Below are 18,961 nucleotides of genomic sequence, written 5' to 3'. Positions count from 1 at the left end.
GCTAGAAGACCGGCCTGCCACCGGTGACGCCGAGCACGCTCCCGGACACGTAGCTGGCGTCGCGCTGCGAGGCGAGGAAGACGAACGCCGGGGCCACCTCGGCGGGCTGACCGGCCCGGCCCAGCGGTGTGTTCCCGCCGAACGCCGCCAGGTGGTCGGGGTCCTGGGTGGCCGGCTGCGGCTGGGTGCAGATCGGGCCGGGCGCGACGGCGTTCACACGGATCCCGCGCGGTCCGAGCTCGGCGGCGAGGTTCACCGTGATGTCGTTGATCGCCGCCTTCGTCGAGGCGTCGTCGATGGAGGGGGCCGACGGCTCGTACGCCTGGATCGACGAGGTGTTGATGATCGCGCCCCCCCGCGGCAGGTGGGGCAGGGCGGCCTGCGTGACCCACAGCAGCGCGAGAAGGTTGGTGCGGACCACCCGTTCCAGCCGCTCGGGGTCCAGGTCGTCGATCCCGCCCCCGCGCGCCGTCTGGAAGCCGGCGTTGTTGACGAGGATGTCGAGCGCGCCGAGCAGGTCCACGGCACGCTGCGGGAGCTCACGTGCGCTCAGCTCGTCCGTCAGGTCGCCCGGCAGCAGGGCGACGCGGCGCCCGGCCTGCCGCACCCAGTCCGCCGTCTCCTCGGCGTCCGCCTGCTCCTCCGGGAGGTACCCGATCGCGACGTCGGCGCCCTCGCGGGCGAACGCGATGGCGACGGCGCGCCCGATCCCCGAGTCCCCGCCGGTGACGAGGGCTCGCCGTCCGACGAGCCGGCCCGCCCCGACGTAGGACTGCTCGCCGTGGTCGGGGACGGGCTGCATCGCGCGGGTGGAACCGGGGGGCTCCTGCTGCTGCGGCGGGAAGGCTTGCTGGTCCGGCATGACGTACCTCCGAGGAAGCGTCGGTGGCCGGTGGCGGACCGCACCCCACGGTAAGCAGGTCGGCGCCGTCGGGGCACCTCGGCGTGCGTCGCCGGTCTCGCCGGCCCGCGGTGGCACGCCCGTCGGCGGGGGCCGACGATGGAGCCACGACGCCGGGCCGGCGCGCCGGACCCCGAGGGGAGGCCGCATGAACAGCGACGTCACGACGACCCATGGCGGTGACGGCGACGGTCACCCGGTCCTCGTGCTGGCGGTGGGCGAGCACGGCTGGTCGGGGGAGCGCCAGCCCGTGTTCGGCCTCGACCACGAGGTGACGACCATCGGCTCGGCGCCGGGCTCCGACATCCGCCTCACCGGGCTCGCGCCGCTGCACGCCCGGATCGTGCACGACGAGCGGGACGACTACGTCCTCACGCTCCTGGCGCCCGGCACGGCGCCGGCGGCGACCGACGACGACCCGGCCGCGACGCCCGGCCCGCAGCCGCTGCACGCGGGGTCGACCTTCCGGATCGGCGCGTGGGCCCTGACGTTCTTGCGTGCAGAGTCGGCCGACCACGGCCGGCCGGCCGGTGGCCGGGCGGGCGGCGAGGGGGAGGGGCACCCGTACCAGGGGCCGCGTCCGGACGACCGCCGGGAGCACGACGAGGCGGTGCCCCGGGAGGGCCGCGACTAGAGGTCGCGCAGCAGGCCGCGCACGGCCTGCTCGACGCCGTCGTCGGGGAGCGCCAGCAGGGTCACCTCCGTCGGCGCCAGCCGCAGCCGCCGGACGCCGGTCCACCGGGGGTCGGCGGTGACCTCCAGGCGGATGCCGCGGGTCAGCGGGACGACGGTGGTGGCGAGCGAGTGGACGCCTCGGCGGCCGTGGTCGAGCCAGACGCGGCGGTGGAGCACGACGAGCTCGGAGCCGGTGGTCTCCACCACGGCCGCGTGCAGGATCGTCGGCCACGCCCGGCCCACCGCGCCCACGAAGGCGTTCCCCGCGCGCCGGGCGGTGCGTCGGCGGCGCAGCAGCACGGGCCGCAGCAGGGGGTCGTGCCGCTGGAGGTCGCGGTGGAGGGACACCAGAGCGACGTCGTGGAGCCCCAGCGCGTCGAGCGGCATCTCCTCCGCCGGGTACCCGAACCCGTCGGACCGTCGCCAGAAGGAGCGGATCTCGTCGAGCAGGGTCCGCACGACGTCGGACGACGACCCGTTGTAGGGGATCCCGACCGGGGCGCCGGCCCGGGCGTGCAGCCGCAGCATCCCGTCGAGCAGGTCGGTGCTGTCCTCCAGAGCCAGCAGGTCGTCGGCCGGCAGCCACCGTCGCACGTGTCCCTCGGGCGCCCCGGGCGCGCGCGACCAGACCTCGACGCCGTCCCCGCGGACGACGACGAGGGCGTCGTACAGGTCCATGCCGGCGCGGGCGTCGCGGCGCTCGATGGGCCGGGGGATCTTCACGGCGGCCCGTGCGCCGGCGAGGTCCACGTGGCGGAACAGCGGGGGCAGATCGTCGCTGGTGCCGACCCGGAGGATCCAGGGGCCGAAGCCGTCCAGCTCCGGGGTGCGGACCCACGTCGACGTGGTCATCGGGAGCCCTCCTCGGGCCACCGGCCGATCTGCCGGGGCCCGTCATGGGCGCCGGTTGGCGCCGGTGACGGTCACGCTAGCAGGATGGCCCGCGTGCCGGACGTGGTTCACGACGAGGTCAGGCCGCACGAGCCGGAGGGCCGCTGGCTGACGCCGGGCGTCGCCTCGGTCTCGGTGGCGTCGTTCGGCTCCGACGCGGGCCACGAGCTCGTCACGAGCCTGCTGCCGGGGTTCCTCACGTCGACGCTGCACTCCGGGCCGGCCGCCCTGGGCGTCATCGAGGGCGTCTCGGACGCGCTCGTCGGCATCGCCAAGCTCGCCGGCGGTCCGCTGGCGGCCGACCGCGAGCGCCGTGGACGGCTAGCCTCCGGCGGCTACCTGCTGACCGCGGTAGCGACCGCGGCGATCGGGCTGACCACCGCCGTGTGGCAGGTGGCGGTCCTCCGCGCGGTCGCCTGGGCGTCTCGCGGCGTCCGCTCGCCCGCGCGGGACACGCTGCTGATGTCCCTGACCCCGGCGCGCGCCTACGGCCGCGCCAGCGGGCTCGAGCGCGCGGGTGACAACCTCGGCGCCCTCGTCGGGCCCCTGCTCGCGTCGGCCCTGGTGGCGGTCATGTCCGTGCGGCACGCCATGCTGTGGGCCTTCGTCCCCGGCCTGCTGGCGGTGGCGGCGATCACCGTCGCCGCCCGTGAGGCGCGTCGCAGCCTCGCCGCGCCCCAGGCCAGGCGTCACCTGAGCTTCAACCTGCGCGAGCTGCGCGAGGCGGGCCTGGCCCGGGTGCTGGTGCCGGTCGCGTGCTTCGAGGTCGGCAACCTGGCGACGACCTTCCTCATCCTGCGGGCGACGACCCAGCTGGAGGCGGCCGGGCGGTCGGCGACGGCGGCGACGAGCCTGGCGATCCTCATGTACGCCGCGCACAACGCCGCGGCCACGGGCGCGTCGCTCGTCGGCGGGTCGCTCGCCGACCGGCGCGGCCCCCGGGTGGTGCTGCTGGCCGGGGCGCTGGTCTACGTCGTCGGCTACCTGGTGTTCGGGCTCGGGGGTGCGGGCTGGGTGGCCCCGCTGGCCGGGATGCTCCTCGCCGGTGTCGGCATCGGCCTGGGCGAGACGAGCGAGTCCACCTTCGTCGCGCGGCAGCTGCCCGACCGGCTCCGCGGCAACGGCTACGGGCTGCTGGGCGTGGTGCAGGCGGCCGGCGCGCTCGGCGCCTCCCTCGTCGCGGGCGTGCTGTGGGCGGCGGGCTCGGCCGGCTTGGCGTTCGGCTACGCGGCCGCGTGGATGGCGGCCGCGGCCGTGCTGACCGTCACACTGCGGCCTGGTTCTCCAGGTACAGCGCCGGAGGGATGACGTCGCCGGCGGGGTCGGTCCGGTAGGCGAGGGGCTGGGCCGGCACCACGCGCAGGGTGTCGCCCTCGTCCTGGTCGCGGCCCTCGACGACGCGGCGCAGCGCCCGCAGCGAGTCGGTGTGCGCGACGACGAGCACGGTCCTGCCGGCCGCCAGCGCGGGCCGCAGCTCGTCCTCCCAGAGCGGCCGGAGCCGGTCCTCGACCTGCCGCAGCGACTCGCCCTCGCCGAACGGGAGGTGCTCGACGACGTCGGCGTCGGGCCGCCACGGCAGCGCCCGGATCCGCTCGGGACTGGCCGCCGGGGGCTTGCCGTCCGTGGAGAACCGCCACTGGCTCATCGACTCGGCGCCGAAGAGCTCGACGGCGCGCGGCTTCGCCACACCCGTCAGGCAGCCGAGGTCACGGGCGGCGAGCCGCCACGAGACGAGGCGGGACACGCCGGCCTGGCCGAGCCGCGCGAGGACGGCGTCCGCCGTCTGCGCGGCCCGGGCCAGGGGAGAGGTGACGGCGAGGTCGACGTGCACGCCCCGGCTCGTCAGCAGGTCGGCGACCCCGTGCGCCTCGGCGACCCCGGTCTGGGTCAGCTCCGGGTCCAGCAGTCCCGCGAAGGCCTGCCGGGCGTCCGCCAGGCTCTGTCCGTTGCGCAGCAGGATCAGCACCGTCACGAGATCAGACCGTAGGGCAGATCCGGTCGGGTGGCTGCGATCTCGAGGAGGCGGTTGTACTTGGCGACGCGTTCGCCGCGGGCGGGGGCGCCGGTCTTCAGCTGGCCGGTGCCGGTGGCCACGGCCAGGTCGGCGATGAAGGTGTCGCTGGTCTCCCCGGAGCGGTGGGAGATCATCTGGGCGTAGCCGGCCGCCCGGCAGATCTCCTGGGCTCGCAGGGTCTCGGTGATGGAGCCGATCTGGTTGACCTTGATGAGGGCCGCGGTGCCGACGTGCCGGGCGATGGCCTCGGTGATGATGGCGGGGTTGGTGACGAAGATGTCGTCCCCGACCAGCTGGACCCGGTCGCCGAGGCGTGCGGTCAGCCGCTGCCAGCCGTCCCAGTCGCCCTCGGCCAGTCCGTCTTCCAGGGACCACACGGGGAAGTCGGTGGCGATGGCCTCGTAACGGGCGATCATGTCGTCGCTGGTCAGCGTCTCGCCAGCGACGTGGTAGGCGCCGTCGCGGTAGAACTCGCTGGCCGCGGGGTCCAGCGCGATGGCCACGCCGGCGCGTCCGGTGGGGTACCCGGCGGCGGTGATCGCCTCGACGATGAGGGTCAGCACGTCCTCGGGCCGGGCGATGTTGGGGGCGAAGCCGCCCTCGTCGCCCAGGCCGGTGGCCTCGCCCTTCGCCTGCAGCAGGGCGCGCAGCCGGGCGTAGACCGCGGCCCCGGCGCGCAGCGCCTCGGGGAACGAGGGTGCGCCCACGGGGGCGACCATGAACTCCTGGAAGTCCAGGTCGTTGGGGGCGTGCACGCCGCCGTTGAGCACGTTGAAGTGCGGCACGGGCAGCCGGGGGATCACGCCGGCCGGCTGCAGCGACTGCCACAGCGGGCTGGTCCCGGCGAAGGCGCGGGCGGCGGCCATCGAGGTCCCGACGATCGCGTTGGCGCCCAGCCGGGCCTTGGTCGGGGTGCCGTCCAGGGCGATCAGCGCCTCGTCGACCTCCTCCAGCGAGGACCAGGCGCGGGCCGTGAGCAGGTCGGCGATCTCGCTGTTGACGTGCCCGACCGCCTGGGTGACGCCCTTGCCGGCGTAGCGGGCCTTGTCCCCGTCGCGCAGCTCGACCGCTTCGCGGGTGCCGGTCGAGGCCCCGGACGGCACGCCGGCGACGTAGCCGGCGCCGTCGTCGGCCACCAGGGTCACCTGGACCGTGGGGTTGCCGCGGGAGTCCAGGACCTCCAGGCCGGACACCTGCGTGAATCGCGTCATCGTCGTTCCTTCCCTCGTCGTGCGCCGCATGGACGGGCCGGCCGGGGAGGAGACCGGGACGCGTGGTCACGGTCGCACCCACCGGGTGCCCCAGGGACCGTTGGCGGCCACGCCCGAGAGCGAGACCGCGGTTGTGGCGAGCCCCACCGCCGTGACGGGTGTGACGCTACCGCGCACCGGACGTCTCGCGTCACGAGCGAGGGAACAACGAGCGGCGGGGAGTACTTAGCATGTGTGAAGCAAATCCGTCCCCGTGCCCGGAGGCAGTCACCGCATGCCCCGCTCGACCTTCATCGCCGCCGACCACCCCCGGTACAAGTGGGTGGCGCTGAGCAACACCACGCTCGGCATGCTCATGGCGACGATCAACGCCAACATCGTGCTGATCTCGCTGCCGGCGATCTTCAAGGGGATCGACCTCAACCCGCTGCAGGCGGGCAACGTCAGCTACCTGCTGTGGACCCTCATGGGCTACATGCTCGTGACGGCCGTCCTCGTCACGACGTTCGGGCGGCTCGGCGACATGTACGGCCGCGTCAAGATCTACAACCTCGGCTTCGTCGTCTTCACCGTCGGCTCGATCCTGCTGTCCGTCGACCCGTTCTCCGGCCAGCGCGGCGCCATGTGGCTCATCGGCTTCCGCCTGCTGCAGGCGGTCGGCGGCTCGATGCTGTTCGCCAACTCGACGGCCATCATCACGGACGCCTTCCCGCCCGAGCGGCGCGGCTTCGCGATGGGCATCAACCAGGTCGCCGCGATCGCCGGCACGTTCATCGGCCTGCTGCTGGGCGGCGCGCTCGCGGTGGTCCACTGGCGCTGGGTGTTCCTCGTCTCGGTGCCGGTCGGCGTCCTCGGCACCATCTGGTCGTACCGCTCGCTGCACGAGACCGGCGAGCGCAACCCCGGCGGCATGGACTGGGCCGGCAACATCACGTTCCTGCTCGGCCTGACCTCCGTGCTCGTCGCCATCACCTACGGCATCCAGCCCTACGGGCACTCGACCACCGGCTGGACCAACCCGTGGGTGCTCGCGGGCATCGTCGGCGGCCTCGGCGTCCTCGGCCTGTTCGCGGCGATCGAGCTCCGCGCGGCGCAGCCGATGCTGGACCTGCGGCTGTTCCGGATCCGCGCCTTCAGCGCCGGCAACCTCGCCTCGCTGCTGGCGTCCATCGGCCGCGGCGGGCTGCAGTTCATGCTCATCATCTGGCTGCAGGGCATCTGGCTGCCGCTGCACGGCTACAGCTTCGAGTCCACGCCGCTGTGGGCCGGCATCTACATGCTCCCGATCACCGTCGGCTTCCTCATCGCGGGGCCGGTGTCCGGCATCCTGTCCGACCGGTTCGGCGCCCGCGCCTTCGCGTCGATCGGCCTGCTGCTCGTGGCGGCGACGTTCCTGCTGTACCTCGCCCTGCCCGTCGACTTCCAGTACTGGCAGTTCGCGGTGATCTCGTTCCTGTCCGGCATCGGCTCCGGCATGTTCGGCGCGCCGAACCGGACGGCGATCATGAACTCGGTGCCCGCCCGCCAGCGCGGGGCCGCGTCCGGCGTCACCGGCACGCTGCAGAACGCCGGTGGGTCGCTGTCGATCGGCGTGTTCTTCTCGCTGATGATCGTCGGCCTGGCGTCCTCGCTGCCGTCGACGCTGAAGGCGGGCCTCCTGGCGCACGGCGTCCCGGACGCCGCCGCGGCGCAGGTCGCCAACCTGCCGCCGGTCGGCAGCCTGTTCGCGGCGTTCCTCGGCTACAACCCGATCCAGACGCTGCTCGGCCCGACAGGCGTCCTCGACCGCCTGAAGCCGGCGGACGCCGCCGCCCTGACGGGCAAGGAGTTCTTCCCGACCCTCGTCTCCGGCCCGTTCCACGACGGCCTCGTGGTGGTGTTCCTCGTCGCCGCCGCGATGTCCGTCATCGCCGCGGTCGCCTCGCTCGCCCGTGGCCAGCGGTTCGTGCACGAGGACGTCGTCGTCGCGGCGGCCAACCGCGTGCTCGACGAGGCCGACGCGCACGGCGCCGGCCCGGCGTTGGCGGGTGCCGACGGCGAGGCGCCCAACACGGGCACCTCGAAGGGCGGCGGCGGGCGATGACCACGCCCGCGACCGTCCCGGCGGCCGCCGGGGACGCCCGGACCGCGGTGGCGATGCGGCTCACGCCGGCGATGCTGCGGATCGGGCGGCGCATCCGGCCGTCCAGCGGCGACCTGGCGGTCGGTCACTTCTCCACGCTGGCGACCCTGTACCGGTACGGCGCCCAGCGGCCGAGCGACCTCGCGCGGATCGAGCGGTTCTCGCCGCCGGCCGTCACGCGGATCGTCGGCGCGCTCGAGGAGCGCGGCCTCGTCGAGCGGCGGCCCAGCCCCGACGACGCGCGCTCGACGCTGGTCGACATCACCGCGGAGGGGCGCCGCCTCCTGGTCGAGACCCGGACCGAGCAGGCGCACGGCGTCGCCGCGCTCCTCACGGTGCTCGACGACGACGAGGTGGCGACGGTCGCCGCCGCGCTCGACGCCCTCGAGAAGGTGGCGCGCGAGGCGAGCAACGCGACTGCGCGCGGGGTCCTGGAGGCGACGGCCGGGTCGCGCGCCTGAGCCGAGCACCGTCCGGGAGACCGTCGAACAACTCCGAACGGCCTCGCCTCTGGTGTCGCGCCGCCCGGCGACCGAGATCCTTCCCCGTCCGGGTGGCCGATCGGCGGCCGCCGTGCGGAGGGAGGGCTCGATGAACAAGACGGTTCTGGTGGGTGCCACGGTCGGGGCGTGCGGGGCGGTGCTGCTGGCATCCTGCGCGGCCTCGGCCACGATGGCCGGCTACATGAAGGGCCGTTGGGAGTGCACGTCGCCCAGCTCCGAGGGCTCGGCGACGGTGGACGTGGGCGACGGCACCTTCACGATCACCGCCGGAGACCAGACGGGCTCCGGGACGTGGGACAGCGCGTTCGGCGACCTCACCGTGAAGGTCACCCACTGGCCCTCCCCGGGCATTGCGGGAGGCGTGCTCGCGAGCTTCCCCGCCAAGGACGCGCCGCAGGGCACGTTCACCTCGCCGTGGACCCCCTCCTTCTCGGACGGCGAGAGCGCCGCGGCAGCACCGCTCGCGGTCAGCATCGACGGCAACAAGGTCCGGCTCGTGTACACGGCGACCGACGGGACCCAGACCACCACCACCTGCGCCAAGCGGTGAGCGTCGTCGCCCCGCGGCCGGGGCCGGCGCGCTCGACGCCCGGGAGAAGGCCGCCGGCGAGGCGAGCGCCGTCCTGGTGGAGCCGGCCCGCGGAGGTCAGGCCCGCCACGGCGCCGGACGGCGGCTCGCGAGCAACGCCCCCGCGGTGACCAGGGCGAGCACCACGGTGGCCGCCGCCAGCCCGGCGGCCAGCGACACCCGGTCCACGAGCAGCGCGCCCGCGGCCGCGCCGAGGAACATCGCCGCGACCGCGAGCAGCCGGCGGGTCAGGGTGCGTCCGGCCCTCGCGTCGGCGGCGATGCCGGTGAGGGTCATGGTCAGCACCGTCGTCGTGAGGTCCGGCACCGCCAGCCGGCGGGCGACCGCGTTCTGGGCGCCGAGCGCGACGGCGAGCAGGCCGGTCATCGTCCACGTCGCCGCGTGGGCGCGGGGGTCGGCGGTGGCCACGACGGTGGCGGCCGCGACGAGCCCGAGCTCGGCGGCACAGGTGCCGGCCAGCAGCGTGCCGCGGTCGGGTGGCCGGCGGCGCAGCGCGAGCCCGCCCGCCGCGGCGCCCACGAGGAAGCCGGCCAGGGCGGCGAGGGAGCCGACGAGCGAGAACCCCGGCGCCCCGGCCGCCGCGAAGGCGAGGAAGACGACGTTGCCGGTCATGTTCGCCACGAACACCCGGTCCAGCCCGAGGATGCTCGCCGCGTCGACGAGCCCGGTGAGGAACGTCAGAGCCAGCAGCAGCGCCGGCAGCGGTCCGTGGGCGGGGTCGCGGAGCAGGCCGGGTCGGGGGGCGGTGGCGCTCACCGCGTCATCCTCACCCGGCCTCGTCGGGCCGCGCGACCGCGGTGGCGCCGTGGCGGCGCACCTGGCGCCGGTGGCGTGGCACCGAGGCCGCCGGCCCGCGCGGGCGCGGCGTGGTGACTCCCGCCGCCCCGCGGTCAGGCGGGGCAGCAGGCGGGCAGCGACGGTGCGCGGCGGGCCGCGCCGAGCCGTTCGGCGAGCGGCTTCCACCACGAGCGCCTGGCGGTGGCGAGCGCCCGGCAGCACGTCTGCTGGAGCTGGCGGAACAGCCGCTGCTCGAGCTCGCGCTCCTGCTGCCGGTAGATGACGAGGTACATCTCGGGCTGCATCGTGACTCCCGGTCCGACGGTGGCAACACATCGATGTTCATCGATGGCTCTATCGTGGACCAGACATCGATGAGTGTCAATATCGATAGCCGTCAATATCTGCATACCTTCTTGACGCCCGGCTATTCACTCAGTCATCATTGACTCAATGGATAGTGAGCGAATGCCACCGGACGTGCGGGTCGCCCGCTTCGCGGCGCTCGCCGATCCCGTCCGGCTCCGGATCGTCGACCTGCTCGCGCTGGGCGACGCGGGACCTGTCGAGCTGCAGTCCGCGCTCGGTGTCCCGTCGAACCTGCTCGCGCACCACCTCGGCGTCCTGGCCGGCGCGGGGATCGTCACCCGCACGCGCTCGCACGCCGACCGGCGCCGCACGTACCTCCACCTGGCGCCACCGGCCCTCGGGGGCCTGCTGCCGTCCCCGGTGCTGCCGGTGCATCGGGTGGTGTTCGTCTGCACGGGCAACTCCGCGCGCTCGCAGCTCGCCGCCGCCCTCTGGCACGAGGCGAGCGGGATCCCGGTCGCGTCGGCCGGGACGCACCCCGCTATGGCGATCGCGGCCGGCGCCGTCGCGGCGGCGGCCCGCCACGGCCTCGTGCTCCTCGCGCCCGCGCCGCGCGCGGTGGCCGACGTCGTGCGCGACGACGACCTGGTCGTCACCGTGTGCGACGTCGCCCACGAGGAGCTGCGCGGTGCGGGCCGGCTGCACTGGTCCGTCGCCGACCCGGTGCCCGCCGGCACCGATGCCGCCTTCGACGCCGCGGTCGACGACCTGCGGCGCCGCGTCGACACCCTGGCCCGACACACCGCCGCGGCCTGAGACCACCCGAGGAGCACCATGGCCCGCCCGACCGTCCTGTTCGTCTGCATCCACAACGCCGGCCGTTCGCAGATGGCGGCGGGCTTCCTGCAGGCCCTGGCCGGCGGGGCCGTCGAGGTCCGCTCCGCCGGCTCGACCCCTGCCAGCGCCGTCAACCCCGTGGCCGTCGCGGCGATGGCGGAGGTCGGCATCGACATCGCGTCGGAGCAACCCAAGGTCCTCACCGCCGAGGCGGTCAAGGCCTCCGACGTCGTCGTCACCATGGGCTGCGGCGACACCTGCCCGTTCTACCCGGGCAAGCGGTACGAGGACTGGGAGCTCGACGACCCGGCCGGCCGGCCGATCGAGGAGGTCCGCCCGATCCGCGACGCGATCCGGGCGCGGGTCGTCGGGCTGCTCGACGAGCTGGGCGTCCCGGTCGCGGGCTAGGACGACGAAGCCCGGGCATGACGGAGCCCCGCCGGTGCGGCGGGGCTCCGTCCGCTCAGGCGGCGCTGCAGCAGGCAGCCGGTGCGGTCGTCGCCCCCCTGCGCGACGAGCGCCCGAACGGCCAGGGCCTCCGGCGCGGGCCGCTGGCCTCCGCCCGTCCCACGCGCCTGGCGTGGGCCTCCTCAAGGCCACGCGTGATGCGGTGGTGCACGAGGAGCAGCATCTGCGGGTCGCTCACGGGGCTACGCCTCCCGCGGCTTGGTCGCGCGGACCACGGCCGGGTGCACGCCGTTGTCCCGGTGCGCGGTGAACGTCACCGCCGCGTCGACGAAGCCCGCCCTGGTCAGCAGGTCGACGTACTCGCCGTCGGAGAGCGCGCCGCCGACGCAGCTCGCGTAGCTGCCGAGCTGGGCGCGACGGTCGTCGGACAACGGCTCGTCGGAGACCACGTCCGCGACCCGGAGCCGGCCCCCCGGGGCGAGCACGCGGAACGCCTCCGCGAGGACCGCCGGCTTGTCGGGGGACAGGTTGATGACGCAGTTGGAGATGACGACGTCGACGGAGGCGTCGTCGAGCGGCAGGCGCTCGATGACGCCCTTGCGGAACTCGACGTTGGCGGCGCCGGCCCGCTGCGCGTTGGCGCGGGCGACCGCGAGCATCTCGTCGGTCATGTCCACGCCGTACACGTGGCCGGTCGGCCCCACCTGCCCCGCCGCGAGCAGCACGTCGATGCCCCCGCCGGAGCCGAGGTCGACCACCCGCTCACCGGGCGCCAGCTCGGCGATGGCGGTCGGGTTGCCGGAGCCCATCGACGCCGCCTTGGCCTCGGCCGGCAGGCCGGCGATCTGGGCCTCGTCGTAGAAGGAGTTGCAGGCCGAGCTCGGGCCGCAGCAGCCGGAACCGGTGCCGGACACCGCCTCGACCACCTTCAGGGCGTAGTGCTCGCGAACCTCGTCGCGGATGTCGTTCATGACGGCTCCCCCTAGGGATCGATGACTGTCGATGTCTGCACTATCGCGTAGTGATCGATGGCTGTCAATATAGATAGGTGTCGATGTAGCATGACGCCATGGATCTCGTCCTGACCCCGGTCGGCGCCGCCGCGGGCGTCGCCGTCTGCTGCACGCCCCTCACCGCGCCGTCGATCTCCGAGGCGGACGCCCTCGCGCTCGCCACGACGCTCAAGGCGCTCGCCGACCCGGCGCGGCTGCGGCTGCTGTCGCTGATCGCCGCGCACGAGGGTCACGACGCGTGCGTCTGCGACCTGACCGAGCCCGTGGGCCTGAGCCAGCCCACGGTGTCGCACCACCTCAAGGTGCTGGTCGACGCCGGCCTGCTGACGCGTGAGAAGCGGGGCGTCTGGGTGCACTACACCCTGGTGCCCGGCGCCCTCGACGTGATCACGTCGCACCTCGCCTCGCACCTGACCGCCGCGGCGTGAGCACGTCCGTGATCGTCGTCCCCATGACGGCCGCGCACGCCGGCGACGTGCTGCGGGTCTACGCCGAGGGCATCGCCACCGGGCACGCGACGTTCGAGGCGGAGCCCCCGACGTGGGAGGCGTTCGACGCCGGCCACCTGGCGGCGCACCGCTTCGTGGCGGTCGACGGCGGCACGGTCCTGGGCTGGGCCGCCGCCTCGCCGGTGTCCGGCCGGTGCGTCTACGCCGGCGTCGTCGAGGACTCGGTGTACGTGGCGCAGGCCGCGCGCGGCCGGGGGGTCGGCCGGGCCCTCCTGGCCGCGCTCGTCGACTCGGCACGCGAGGCCGGGGCCTGGACCGTGCAGGCCGGGATCTTCCCCGAGAACGCCGCGAGCGTCGCGCTGCACCGGGCCGCCGGCTTCCGCGTCGTGGGCACCCGCGAGCGGCTGGGGCGCATGAGCCACGGGCCGCTCGCCGGGCAGTGGCGCGACGTGCTGCTGCTGGAGAACCGGCTCCCGGAGGCAGGGGACTGACCACGTTCGGCGGGGCGGTGCGCATGCCGTAGGATGGGTCGGCCTTGTGGGCGGGTGATCCCGCCGCGCCTGGCTCCAGCTTCCCGGCCCGCGTCCCGATGCGGCCGGGGCCCGGTACACAGCAGAGGGTGGCAACGCCATGGCCAGCAAGGCCCAGGACATCCGTCCGAAGATCACGCTCGCCTGCACGGAGTGCAAGGAGCGCAACTACATCACGAAGAAGAACCGGCGGAACGACCCCGACCGGCTCGAGCTGAAGAAGTACTGCCCGCGCGACGGGCGCCACACCGTTCACCGCGAGACCCGCTAGTCGCGTCGGCCCCGTGCCGGTCGACCCCTCGTTCGTCGGGCGCGTGTACCCGCCCGACGAGCCGTACGCGGTGATGCGCGAGCAGATCGCGGCGTTCGCGGAGGCCGTCGGCGCCACGCACCCGGCCCACACCGACCCGCAGGCTGCGCGTGCGCTGGGGCACGCCGACGTCGTCGCGCCCCCGACCTGGGCGGTCGTGGTGGCGCAGCGCTCCGAGGCCGCCTACGTCGATGACCCCGCGGCCGGGATCGACTTCTCCCGCGTGGTCCACGCGGAGGAGAGGTTCGCCTACACGCGCCCGATCGTCGCCGGCGACCGCCTCGTCACCACGCTGCACGTCGACTCCGTCGTCGAGCGGGCCGGGCTGGCGATGGTCACCACGCGGGTCGAGGTGGCCGACGACGCGGGCGCTCCGGTGGCGACGGTGACGTCCACGCTGGCGGTCCGCCCGTGACCCCCGCCGGTCTCGTCGTCGGGCAGGAGGTGGCCCGCGCCACCCTGCACGTCGACCGTGCCCGCCTGGTCCGCTACGCGCACGCCTCCGGCGACCAGAACCCCATCCACCAGGACGAGTCCGCCGCGCTGGCGGTGGGCCTGCCGGGCGTCATCGCCCACGGCATGTGGACGATGGGCGCGGCCGTGCAGGTGGTCGTCGACTGGGTGGGCGACCCGGGGCTCGTCGTCGGCTACGGGACGCGCTTCACCCGGCCGGTGCCGGTGCCCGCGGACGGCGAGGCGACCCCCCTCGTGGTCGCCACGGTCGGCGCGCTGGACGCCGACGAGGGCACGGCGCGCATCGACCTCGACGTCACGCTCGACGGCAGCAGGGTGCTGGGCAAGGCCCAGGTCGTCGTCCACCTGCCCTGATCAGGACGCCGGCGGCGGGCCGGTGGTGGTCCCGACGACGAGGCTGACCGGCAGCTCGACCGACGCCGGCTCCTCGCCCTCGACCAGCAGCCGGGCCGCCTCCCGGCCGGCCGCGCGACCCTTCTCGGCGAGCGGCTGGGCCACCGTCGTCAGCACGTCCGGCAGCAGCCACGGCAGGTCGAGGCCGTCGAAGCCCACGACCGAGACGTCCTGCGGCACCCGCAGCCCCAGCTCGCGAGCCGCGAGCACCACGCCGCCGGCGAGCAGGTCGGAGTGGCAGACGATCGCCGTGGGACGCTCGGGCAGCGACAGCAGGGCGCGGCCCGCCTCGGTGCCGTGCTCGACGAGCGAGGCCGAGGTCTCGTAGACGGCGACCGGCGTGACGCCGGCGTCGTGGATGCCGCCCAGGCGGCGGCGGGTCAGGTCCCACCGCACGTCGCCGAGCCGCTCGTCGTCGGCGAACCCCGACGTGCGGTCCGGGCCGAACGGCAGCGTCACGGCGGCGATCCGGGTGTGCCCCAGGCCGACGAGGTGCTCCGTCGCCTGCCGGATCCCGTCCCGGTCGGCGATGCCGATGACCGACAGGCCGGGCTGGCGGCGGCCCTCGACCAGGACGATCGGGATGCTCCGGCGCCGCAGGGCGTCGACCACGAGGTCGTTGACGGTGCCGCCCCACAGCATGATCGCGACGTCCATCGCCGCCGACCCGATGAGCGGGTCGATCACGGGCTCGGCGACGTCGAGGGGGCCGGGGATCAGCAGGACGCCCAGGCCGAGCGGGCCGAGCTCGGACGTGATGCCGTCGAGCACCTGGACCGACACCGGGTCGCGGAAGGACCGGCGCAGCGCGTCCCCGACCACGACCCCGACGATGCCCGAGCGCCCGCGGCGCAGCTGACGGCCCAGCGGGTTCGGCCCGGTGTAGCCGAGATCGGCGGCGGTCTGGCGCACGCGCTCGCGCGTCGCGGCGGCGATCGGCCCGGCGCCGGAGAACGCGAGCGACGCGGTCGACACCGAGACCCCGGCGGCCGCGGCGACGTCGGCAAGCGTCGGACGCTGCTGCGACACGGGCACCCTCTCGATGGTCGGCACCGGCGCCTCGACGGCCCCCGGCTCGCGAACAAGGATGTCACGGCGACCCTCAAAACGTTTCGAGCGGTCTGGTAGCCTGGCGGTCGAATCGATTCGATCACGTCCCGGGACCCGCCGTGCCGCCAGCCCTTCCCCTCAGCACAGCCTCGCGAGCCCGCTGGCTGCTCGTCTCCATGTACCTGCTGTTCGGGCTCATGACGTCGTCGTGGCTCGCCCGCCTGCCGACCGTCCGTGACCTGCTGCAGCTGTCCACCGCGCAGCTCGGGGCGTTCCTCCTCGTCGGCTCGGTCGGCGCGCTCGCCGCCGTGGCCTTCTCCGGCGTCGTCGTGCAGCGCCTCGGCAACCGCGGCACGCTGCTCGTCGCCTCGGGGATCCTCGTCGTCGGCTACACGCTCATGGGCGTCGGGCCAGGGGTGCGCTCCGGGGGCCTGCTCGCCGCCGGCATCCTGCTCAACGGCGTCGCGGTGGCGCTGGCCAACGTGACGTTCAACGTCGAGTCGGCGCGCATCGAGCGCGCGATGGGCCGCACGGTCATTCCCACCTTCCATGCCGCGTTCTCGCTCGGGGCCATGGCGGGCTCGGCCCTCGGCGCCCTGGCGTCGCGCGCCGGCGTGCCGCTCGTCGTGCAGATGCCCGCCGTCGTCGCCGTCGCGGTCGGTGCCCGGCTGGCCGCCCTGCCGGGCGCGCTGCTGCCGCGGACGGCCGACGAGGCCGACGAGGACCGCGAGCACCACGAGCACGACGAGGACCGCGCGGGCGGCCTGGGCGAGGTCGCCGGGCCGGTGGCGCCGGTGCGCGGGCGGGGCTTCACGGCCGCCCTCGACCCCTGGAAGGAGCGGCGCACGCTGCTCATCGGCGTCGTGGTGCTCGCCGCGTCGCTGTCCGAGGGCTCGGCGAACAACTGGCTGTCGCTCGCCGTCGTCGACGGTTTCCACGCGCCGGAGGCCTCGGGCGGGCTGGTGCTCGGGCTGTTCGTCGGGGCGATGACGGCGGTCCGCGTGCTCGGCACCCGGCTCATCGACCGGTTCGGCCGGGTGACCGTGCTGCGCGTGTCCGGCGTCGCCTCGCTCCTCGGGCTCCTGGCGTTCGGGCTGGTGCCGTCGTTGCCGCTCGCCGCGGCCGGCGTCGCGCTCTGGGGGTTCGGCGCGGCGCTGGCCGTCCCGATCGGCATCGCCGCGGCGTCCGACGACCCACGCCGGGCCGCCGGGCGGGTCGCGGCGGTGTCGGTGTTCTCGTCGGTCGCCTCGATCACCGCGCCCCCGCTGCTGGGGCTCGCCGCGGAGTCGATGGGCGCCCGGCACGCGCTGCTCCTGGTGACGGTCGCGATGGTCGCCTCGGTGGCCGTCGCCGGGCAGGTCCGCCGTTCCCGCCCCGCACCGGTCCGGGCCACACTGGCGTCGGAGCCCTTCTCAGCCGGGGCCGGCGCGCTCGTCACCACCTCCGGGGAGCTGCGATGACCATGCCCACCGACACCGCTCCACGCCTGCGGCGAGCCTCCTTCGGGGTCTTCGTGTGCTTCGCCCTGTCGGGGTTCAACTTCGCGTCCTGGGCGTCGCGGCTGCCGGCCGTCCAGGACGGGCTCGGCCTGCGCAAGGACCAGATGGGCCTGCTGCTCTTCACCGGCGCGGTCGCGTCGGTCGCCGCGCTGCCGCTGTCCGGGCTGGTCGTCGAGCGCCTCGGGACCCGCGCCACCGTCGCGGGTGCCGCCGCGCTCAACGCCGTCGGCCTCGCCGCGGCGGGCGTGTTCGCCGGCGCGCACCACGTCGTCGGGACCGTCGTCGGGCTCGTCGTGTACGGCGTCGGCACCGCCACGTGGGACGCGGCGATGAACATCGAGGGGGCGGCGGTCGAGCAGCGGCTGGGCCGCACCGTCATGCCGCGCTACCACGCCGGGTTCTCGCTCGGCACGGTCGTCGCGGCGGCGCTGTCCGCCCTGCTCGCGGCGGTGCACGTGCCGATCGGCGTGCACCTGCCGGTGGTCCTGGCCCTCTCCTTCGTCGTGCTCCTGTGGTCGATCGCCGGGTTCCTGCCGCGTGCGGAGGAGCCGCACCGCGCACCGGTCGGGGATGGTGGCGTGGTCCACCGGGGCGCGCGGGGCGCGCTGGCCGCCTGGACCGACGGGCGCACGCTGCTCGTCGGGCTCGTCGTGCTCGCCGCCGCGCTCACCGAGGGCTCCGCCAACGACTGGGTCAGCCTCTCGGTGGTCGACGGCTGGAAGACGCCGGACGCCCTGGGCGCCCTCGGCCTGTGGCTGTTCGTCGCGGCGATGACCGGGATGCGGTGGTTCGCCACCGCGCTCCTCGACCGGTTCGGCCGCATCGCGATCCTGCGGCTGTGCGCCGTGCTGTCGATCGTCGGGCTCGGGCTGTTCGGGCTGGCCGGGCCGCTGCCGCTGGCCCTCGTCGGTGTGGTCGTCTGGGGTGCGGGTGCCGCGGTCGGGTTCCCGGTCGGGATGAGCGCCGCGTCCGACGACCCGCTGCACGCCGCCCAGCGCGTCGCCGTCGTCTCGACGATCGGCTACTCCGCGTTCCTCGCGGGCCCGCCCCTGCTCGGGCTCCTCGCCCAGCACGTGGGGTACCGGCACGCGCTCCTGGTCATCGCCGTGCCGGTGGTGCTCGGGCTGCTCGTCGTACGCGCCGCCGCGCCGCTGCGCCGGCCGGTGGCGGCGGGCGTCGCGGCCACCGATGCCGAATCGTGATGAGCAGGTCACCAGCCGTTCACCTCGCCGTGGCCCATCCGTCCACATAACCGCCGTACTGTGGCCGCATTGTCCACAGGAAGGGCGGGCCGATGCGGCTGCCGACCGTCGTCTTCGACTTCGACGGGACCCTCGCGCTGGGGCGCGGACCGGTGCTCGCGTACGCGCGGCACGTGGCCGCCGCCACCGGCGACGAGGAGCTCGTCCCGGCGGCCCTCGCCGCGCTCGACCGCCTCGAGGCGGGCGAGGCGGGCTACCTCGACGGCTACGACGCCGTGCGCCACGTGGCCCTCGCCCACGCCGTGCCCGCGGCGGTCCTCGAAGAGGCCTACCAGGCGAGCCGTCACGATCTGGGCACGCCGGCCGCGCCCGTCGCGGGGCCGCCCGGCCTCGCGGGCTTCCTGGCCGAGCTCACCCCCCTCGCGCGCCTCGCGCTGGCGACCAACGCCCCGGCCACCGGCGTCGACCGCGTGCTCGCGGCGATCGGCGCCGCCGAGCACGTGACCGAGCGGCACTTCGCCATCGGCAAGCCGAGGGGCCTGGCCGCCGTCGTCGCCCGCTACCTGGCCGACGGCCCCGTCCTGTCGGTCGGCGACATCTGGGCCTACGACCTCGCCGCGGCCGACGAGCTGGGCGCCGCCACCGCCCTCGTCGGCCCCAGCGCCGGCCGCCCCGACGTGCGCCCCACGCTGCGGGGCGCCGGGCTCGCCGACCTGTACGGCGACATCCAGACTTGGGCCGCGCACGCGGCACCAGGACCGTCGGCGCCCGCCGGCGTCGATCCCCTCCCTCGAAAGGCATGAC

The 18,961-nt window shown here is 75.0% G+C and carries 23 protein-coding genes and 1 pseudogene; 16 read left to right on the top strand and 8 right to left on the bottom strand.

Annotated elements, in window-relative coordinates; all coding sequences use genetic code 11:
* Position 1: 1 nt before the first annotated feature.
* Entirely contained in the window at positions 2 to 862 is an 861-nt protein-coding gene (locus tag BGO37_RS05530; protein ID WP_291752954.1) for an SDR family oxidoreductase, read from the bottom strand.
* A 187-nt stretch (positions 863 to 1,049) separates the two neighbouring features.
* Here BGO37_RS05530 and BGO37_RS05525 point away from each other — a divergent pair, with 187 nt between their 5' ends.
* On the top strand, positions 1,050 to 1,535 hold the full coding sequence (locus tag BGO37_RS05525) for an FHA domain-containing protein (protein ID WP_291752953.1): 486 nt from the start codon (positions 1,050 to 1,052) through the stop codon (positions 1,533 to 1,535).
* Here BGO37_RS05525 and BGO37_RS05520 read toward each other — a convergent pair.
* On the bottom strand, positions 1,532 to 2,428 hold the full coding sequence (locus BGO37_RS05520; protein WP_291752951.1) for a hypothetical protein: 897 nt from the start codon (positions 2,426 to 2,428) through the stop codon (positions 1,532 to 1,534). The genes BGO37_RS05525 and BGO37_RS05520 overlap by 4 nt on opposite strands.
* Before the next feature lie 93 nt (positions 2,429 to 2,521).
* On the opposite strand from BGO37_RS05520, the gene BGO37_RS05515 reads away from it, so the two are divergent.
* Complete coding sequence (locus BGO37_RS05515; protein ID WP_291752949.1) at positions 2,522 to 3,775, top strand: MFS transporter; 1,254 nt, start codon at positions 2,522 to 2,524, stop codon at positions 3,773 to 3,775.
* Here BGO37_RS05515 and BGO37_RS05510 read toward each other — a convergent pair.
* Entirely contained in the window at positions 3,732 to 4,439 is a 708-nt protein-coding gene (locus tag BGO37_RS05510) for a 2,3-bisphosphoglycerate-dependent phosphoglycerate mutase (RefSeq protein WP_291752947.1), read from the bottom strand. The genes BGO37_RS05515 and BGO37_RS05510 overlap by 44 nt on opposite strands.
* Positions 4,436 to 5,692, bottom strand: a complete 1,257-nt coding sequence (eno, locus tag BGO37_RS05505; protein WP_291752945.1) for a phosphopyruvate hydratase — start codon at positions 5,690 to 5,692, stop codon at positions 4,436 to 4,438. Before eno ends, BGO37_RS05510 begins: the two co-directional genes overlap by 4 nt.
* Before the next feature lie 274 nt (positions 5,693 to 5,966).
* On the opposite strand from eno, the gene BGO37_RS05500 reads away from it, so the two are divergent.
* From BGO37_RS05500 to BGO37_RS05490, 3 genes are all read left to right on the top strand, one after another.
* A complete protein-coding gene (locus BGO37_RS05500; RefSeq protein ID WP_291752943.1) occupies positions 5,967 to 7,775 on the top strand; it encodes an MFS transporter in 1,809 nt (602 codons plus the stop codon).
* The gene (locus tag BGO37_RS05495) at positions 7,772 to 8,275 is read left to right on the top strand and encodes a MarR family winged helix-turn-helix transcriptional regulator (RefSeq protein WP_291752941.1); all 504 of its coding nucleotides are present in this window, start codon (positions 7,772 to 7,774) and stop codon (positions 8,273 to 8,275) included. The genes BGO37_RS05500 and BGO37_RS05495 overlap by 4 nt, the downstream gene beginning before the upstream one ends.
* Positions 8,276 to 8,405: 130 nt before the next feature.
* Positions 8,406 to 8,867, top strand: coding sequence for a hypothetical protein (locus BGO37_RS05490; RefSeq protein WP_291752940.1), 462 nt, complete (start codon positions 8,406 to 8,408; stop codon positions 8,865 to 8,867).
* 96 nt (positions 8,868 to 8,963) lie between these two features.
* On the opposite strand, the gene BGO37_RS05485 is transcribed toward BGO37_RS05490, so the two are convergent.
* Positions 8,964 to 9,662, bottom strand: a complete 699-nt coding sequence (locus BGO37_RS05485; RefSeq protein WP_291752938.1) for a YoaK family protein — start codon at positions 9,660 to 9,662, stop codon at positions 8,964 to 8,966.
* A 134-nt stretch (positions 9,663 to 9,796) separates the two neighbouring features.
* Positions 9,797 to 9,988 carry a hypothetical protein gene (locus BGO37_RS05480; protein WP_291752936.1) on the bottom strand — a complete coding sequence of 64 codons (192 nt, stop codon included), beginning with the start codon at positions 9,986 to 9,988 and terminating at the stop codon, positions 9,797 to 9,799.
* Between the two features lie 163 nt (positions 9,989 to 10,151).
* Here BGO37_RS05480 and BGO37_RS05475 point away from each other — a divergent pair, with 163 nt between their 5' ends.
* Positions 10,152 to 10,808 carry a helix-turn-helix domain-containing protein gene (locus tag BGO37_RS05475; protein WP_291752934.1) on the top strand — a complete coding sequence of 219 codons (657 nt, stop codon included), beginning with the start codon at positions 10,152 to 10,154 and terminating at the stop codon, positions 10,806 to 10,808.
* A gap of 18 nt (positions 10,809 to 10,826) precedes the next feature.
* Entirely contained in the window at positions 10,827 to 11,237 is a 411-nt protein-coding gene (locus tag BGO37_RS05470; protein WP_291752932.1) for an arsenate reductase ArsC, read from the top strand.
* 242 nt (positions 11,238 to 11,479) lie between these two features.
* On the opposite strand, the gene arsM is transcribed toward BGO37_RS05470, so the two are convergent.
* Entirely contained in the window at positions 11,480 to 12,208 is a 729-nt protein-coding gene (arsM, locus tag BGO37_RS05465; RefSeq protein ID WP_291752930.1) for an arsenite methyltransferase, read from the bottom strand.
* A 98-nt stretch (positions 12,209 to 12,306) separates the two neighbouring features.
* Here arsM and BGO37_RS05460 point away from each other — a divergent pair, with 98 nt between their 5' ends.
* From BGO37_RS05460 to BGO37_RS05440, 5 genes are all read left to right on the top strand, one after another.
* A complete protein-coding gene (locus tag BGO37_RS05460) occupies positions 12,307 to 12,678 on the top strand; it encodes a helix-turn-helix transcriptional regulator (protein ID WP_291752928.1) in 372 nt (123 codons plus the stop codon).
* A 23-nt stretch (positions 12,679 to 12,701) separates the two neighbouring features.
* The gene (locus BGO37_RS05455; RefSeq protein WP_291753016.1) at positions 12,702 to 13,190 is read left to right on the top strand and encodes a GNAT family N-acetyltransferase; all 489 of its coding nucleotides are present in this window, start codon (positions 12,702 to 12,704) and stop codon (positions 13,188 to 13,190) included.
* Positions 13,191 to 13,329: 139 nt separating this feature from the next.
* Positions 13,330 to 13,500 (top strand): 50S ribosomal protein L33, encoded by a 171-nt coding sequence (gene rpmG, locus BGO37_RS05450; protein ID WP_263729726.1) that lies wholly within the window; start codon positions 13,330 to 13,332, stop codon positions 13,498 to 13,500.
* A gap of 13 nt (positions 13,501 to 13,513) precedes the next feature.
* Positions 13,514 to 13,954, top strand: coding sequence for a MaoC family dehydratase N-terminal domain-containing protein (locus tag BGO37_RS05445; RefSeq protein WP_291752926.1), 441 nt, complete (start codon positions 13,514 to 13,516; stop codon positions 13,952 to 13,954).
* Positions 13,951 to 14,367, top strand: coding sequence for a MaoC/PaaZ C-terminal domain-containing protein (locus tag BGO37_RS05440; protein WP_291752924.1), 417 nt, complete (start codon positions 13,951 to 13,953; stop codon positions 14,365 to 14,367). The genes BGO37_RS05445 and BGO37_RS05440 overlap by 4 nt, the downstream gene beginning before the upstream one ends.
* Here BGO37_RS05440 and BGO37_RS05435 read toward each other — a convergent pair whose 3' ends face one another.
* Entirely contained in the window at positions 14,368 to 15,459 is a 1,092-nt protein-coding gene (locus BGO37_RS05435) for a LacI family DNA-binding transcriptional regulator (protein ID WP_291752922.1), read from the bottom strand.
* Positions 15,460 to 15,500: 41 nt separating this feature from the next.
* Here BGO37_RS05435 and BGO37_RS17820 point away from each other — a divergent pair.
* The 4 genes and pseudogenes from BGO37_RS17820 to BGO37_RS05420 all read left to right on the top strand — a co-directional run.
* A pseudogene (locus BGO37_RS17820) lies at positions 15,501 to 15,941 on the top strand (sugar MFS transporter); the annotation flags it as partial.
* 36 nt (positions 15,942 to 15,977) lie between these two features.
* Positions 15,978 to 16,916: a sugar MFS transporter gene (locus BGO37_RS05430; protein WP_367188086.1), complete on the top strand. Its 939-nt coding sequence runs from the start codon at positions 15,978 to 15,980 to the stop codon at positions 16,914 to 16,916.
* The gene (locus BGO37_RS05425) at positions 16,913 to 18,157 is read left to right on the top strand and encodes an MFS transporter (protein ID WP_291752919.1); all 1,245 of its coding nucleotides are present in this window, start codon (positions 16,913 to 16,915) and stop codon (positions 18,155 to 18,157) included. The genes BGO37_RS05430 and BGO37_RS05425 overlap by 4 nt, the downstream gene beginning before the upstream one ends.
* 92 nt (positions 18,158 to 18,249) lie before the next feature.
* The gene (locus tag BGO37_RS05420; RefSeq protein ID WP_291752918.1) at positions 18,250 to 18,960 is read left to right on the top strand and encodes an HAD family hydrolase; all 711 of its coding nucleotides are present in this window, start codon (positions 18,250 to 18,252) and stop codon (positions 18,958 to 18,960) included.
* The last annotated feature ends 1 nt before the right edge of the window (position 18,961 follow it).

The organism is Cellulomonas sp. 73-92, assembly GCF_001898175.1.
In the GTDB taxonomy this organism is placed as follows: domain Bacteria; phylum Actinomycetota; class Actinomycetes; order Actinomycetales; family Cellulomonadaceae; genus Cellulomonas.
The sequence above is the reverse complement of the archived record's forward strand: the minus strand, read 5'-3'. Positions and strand labels throughout refer to the sequence as shown.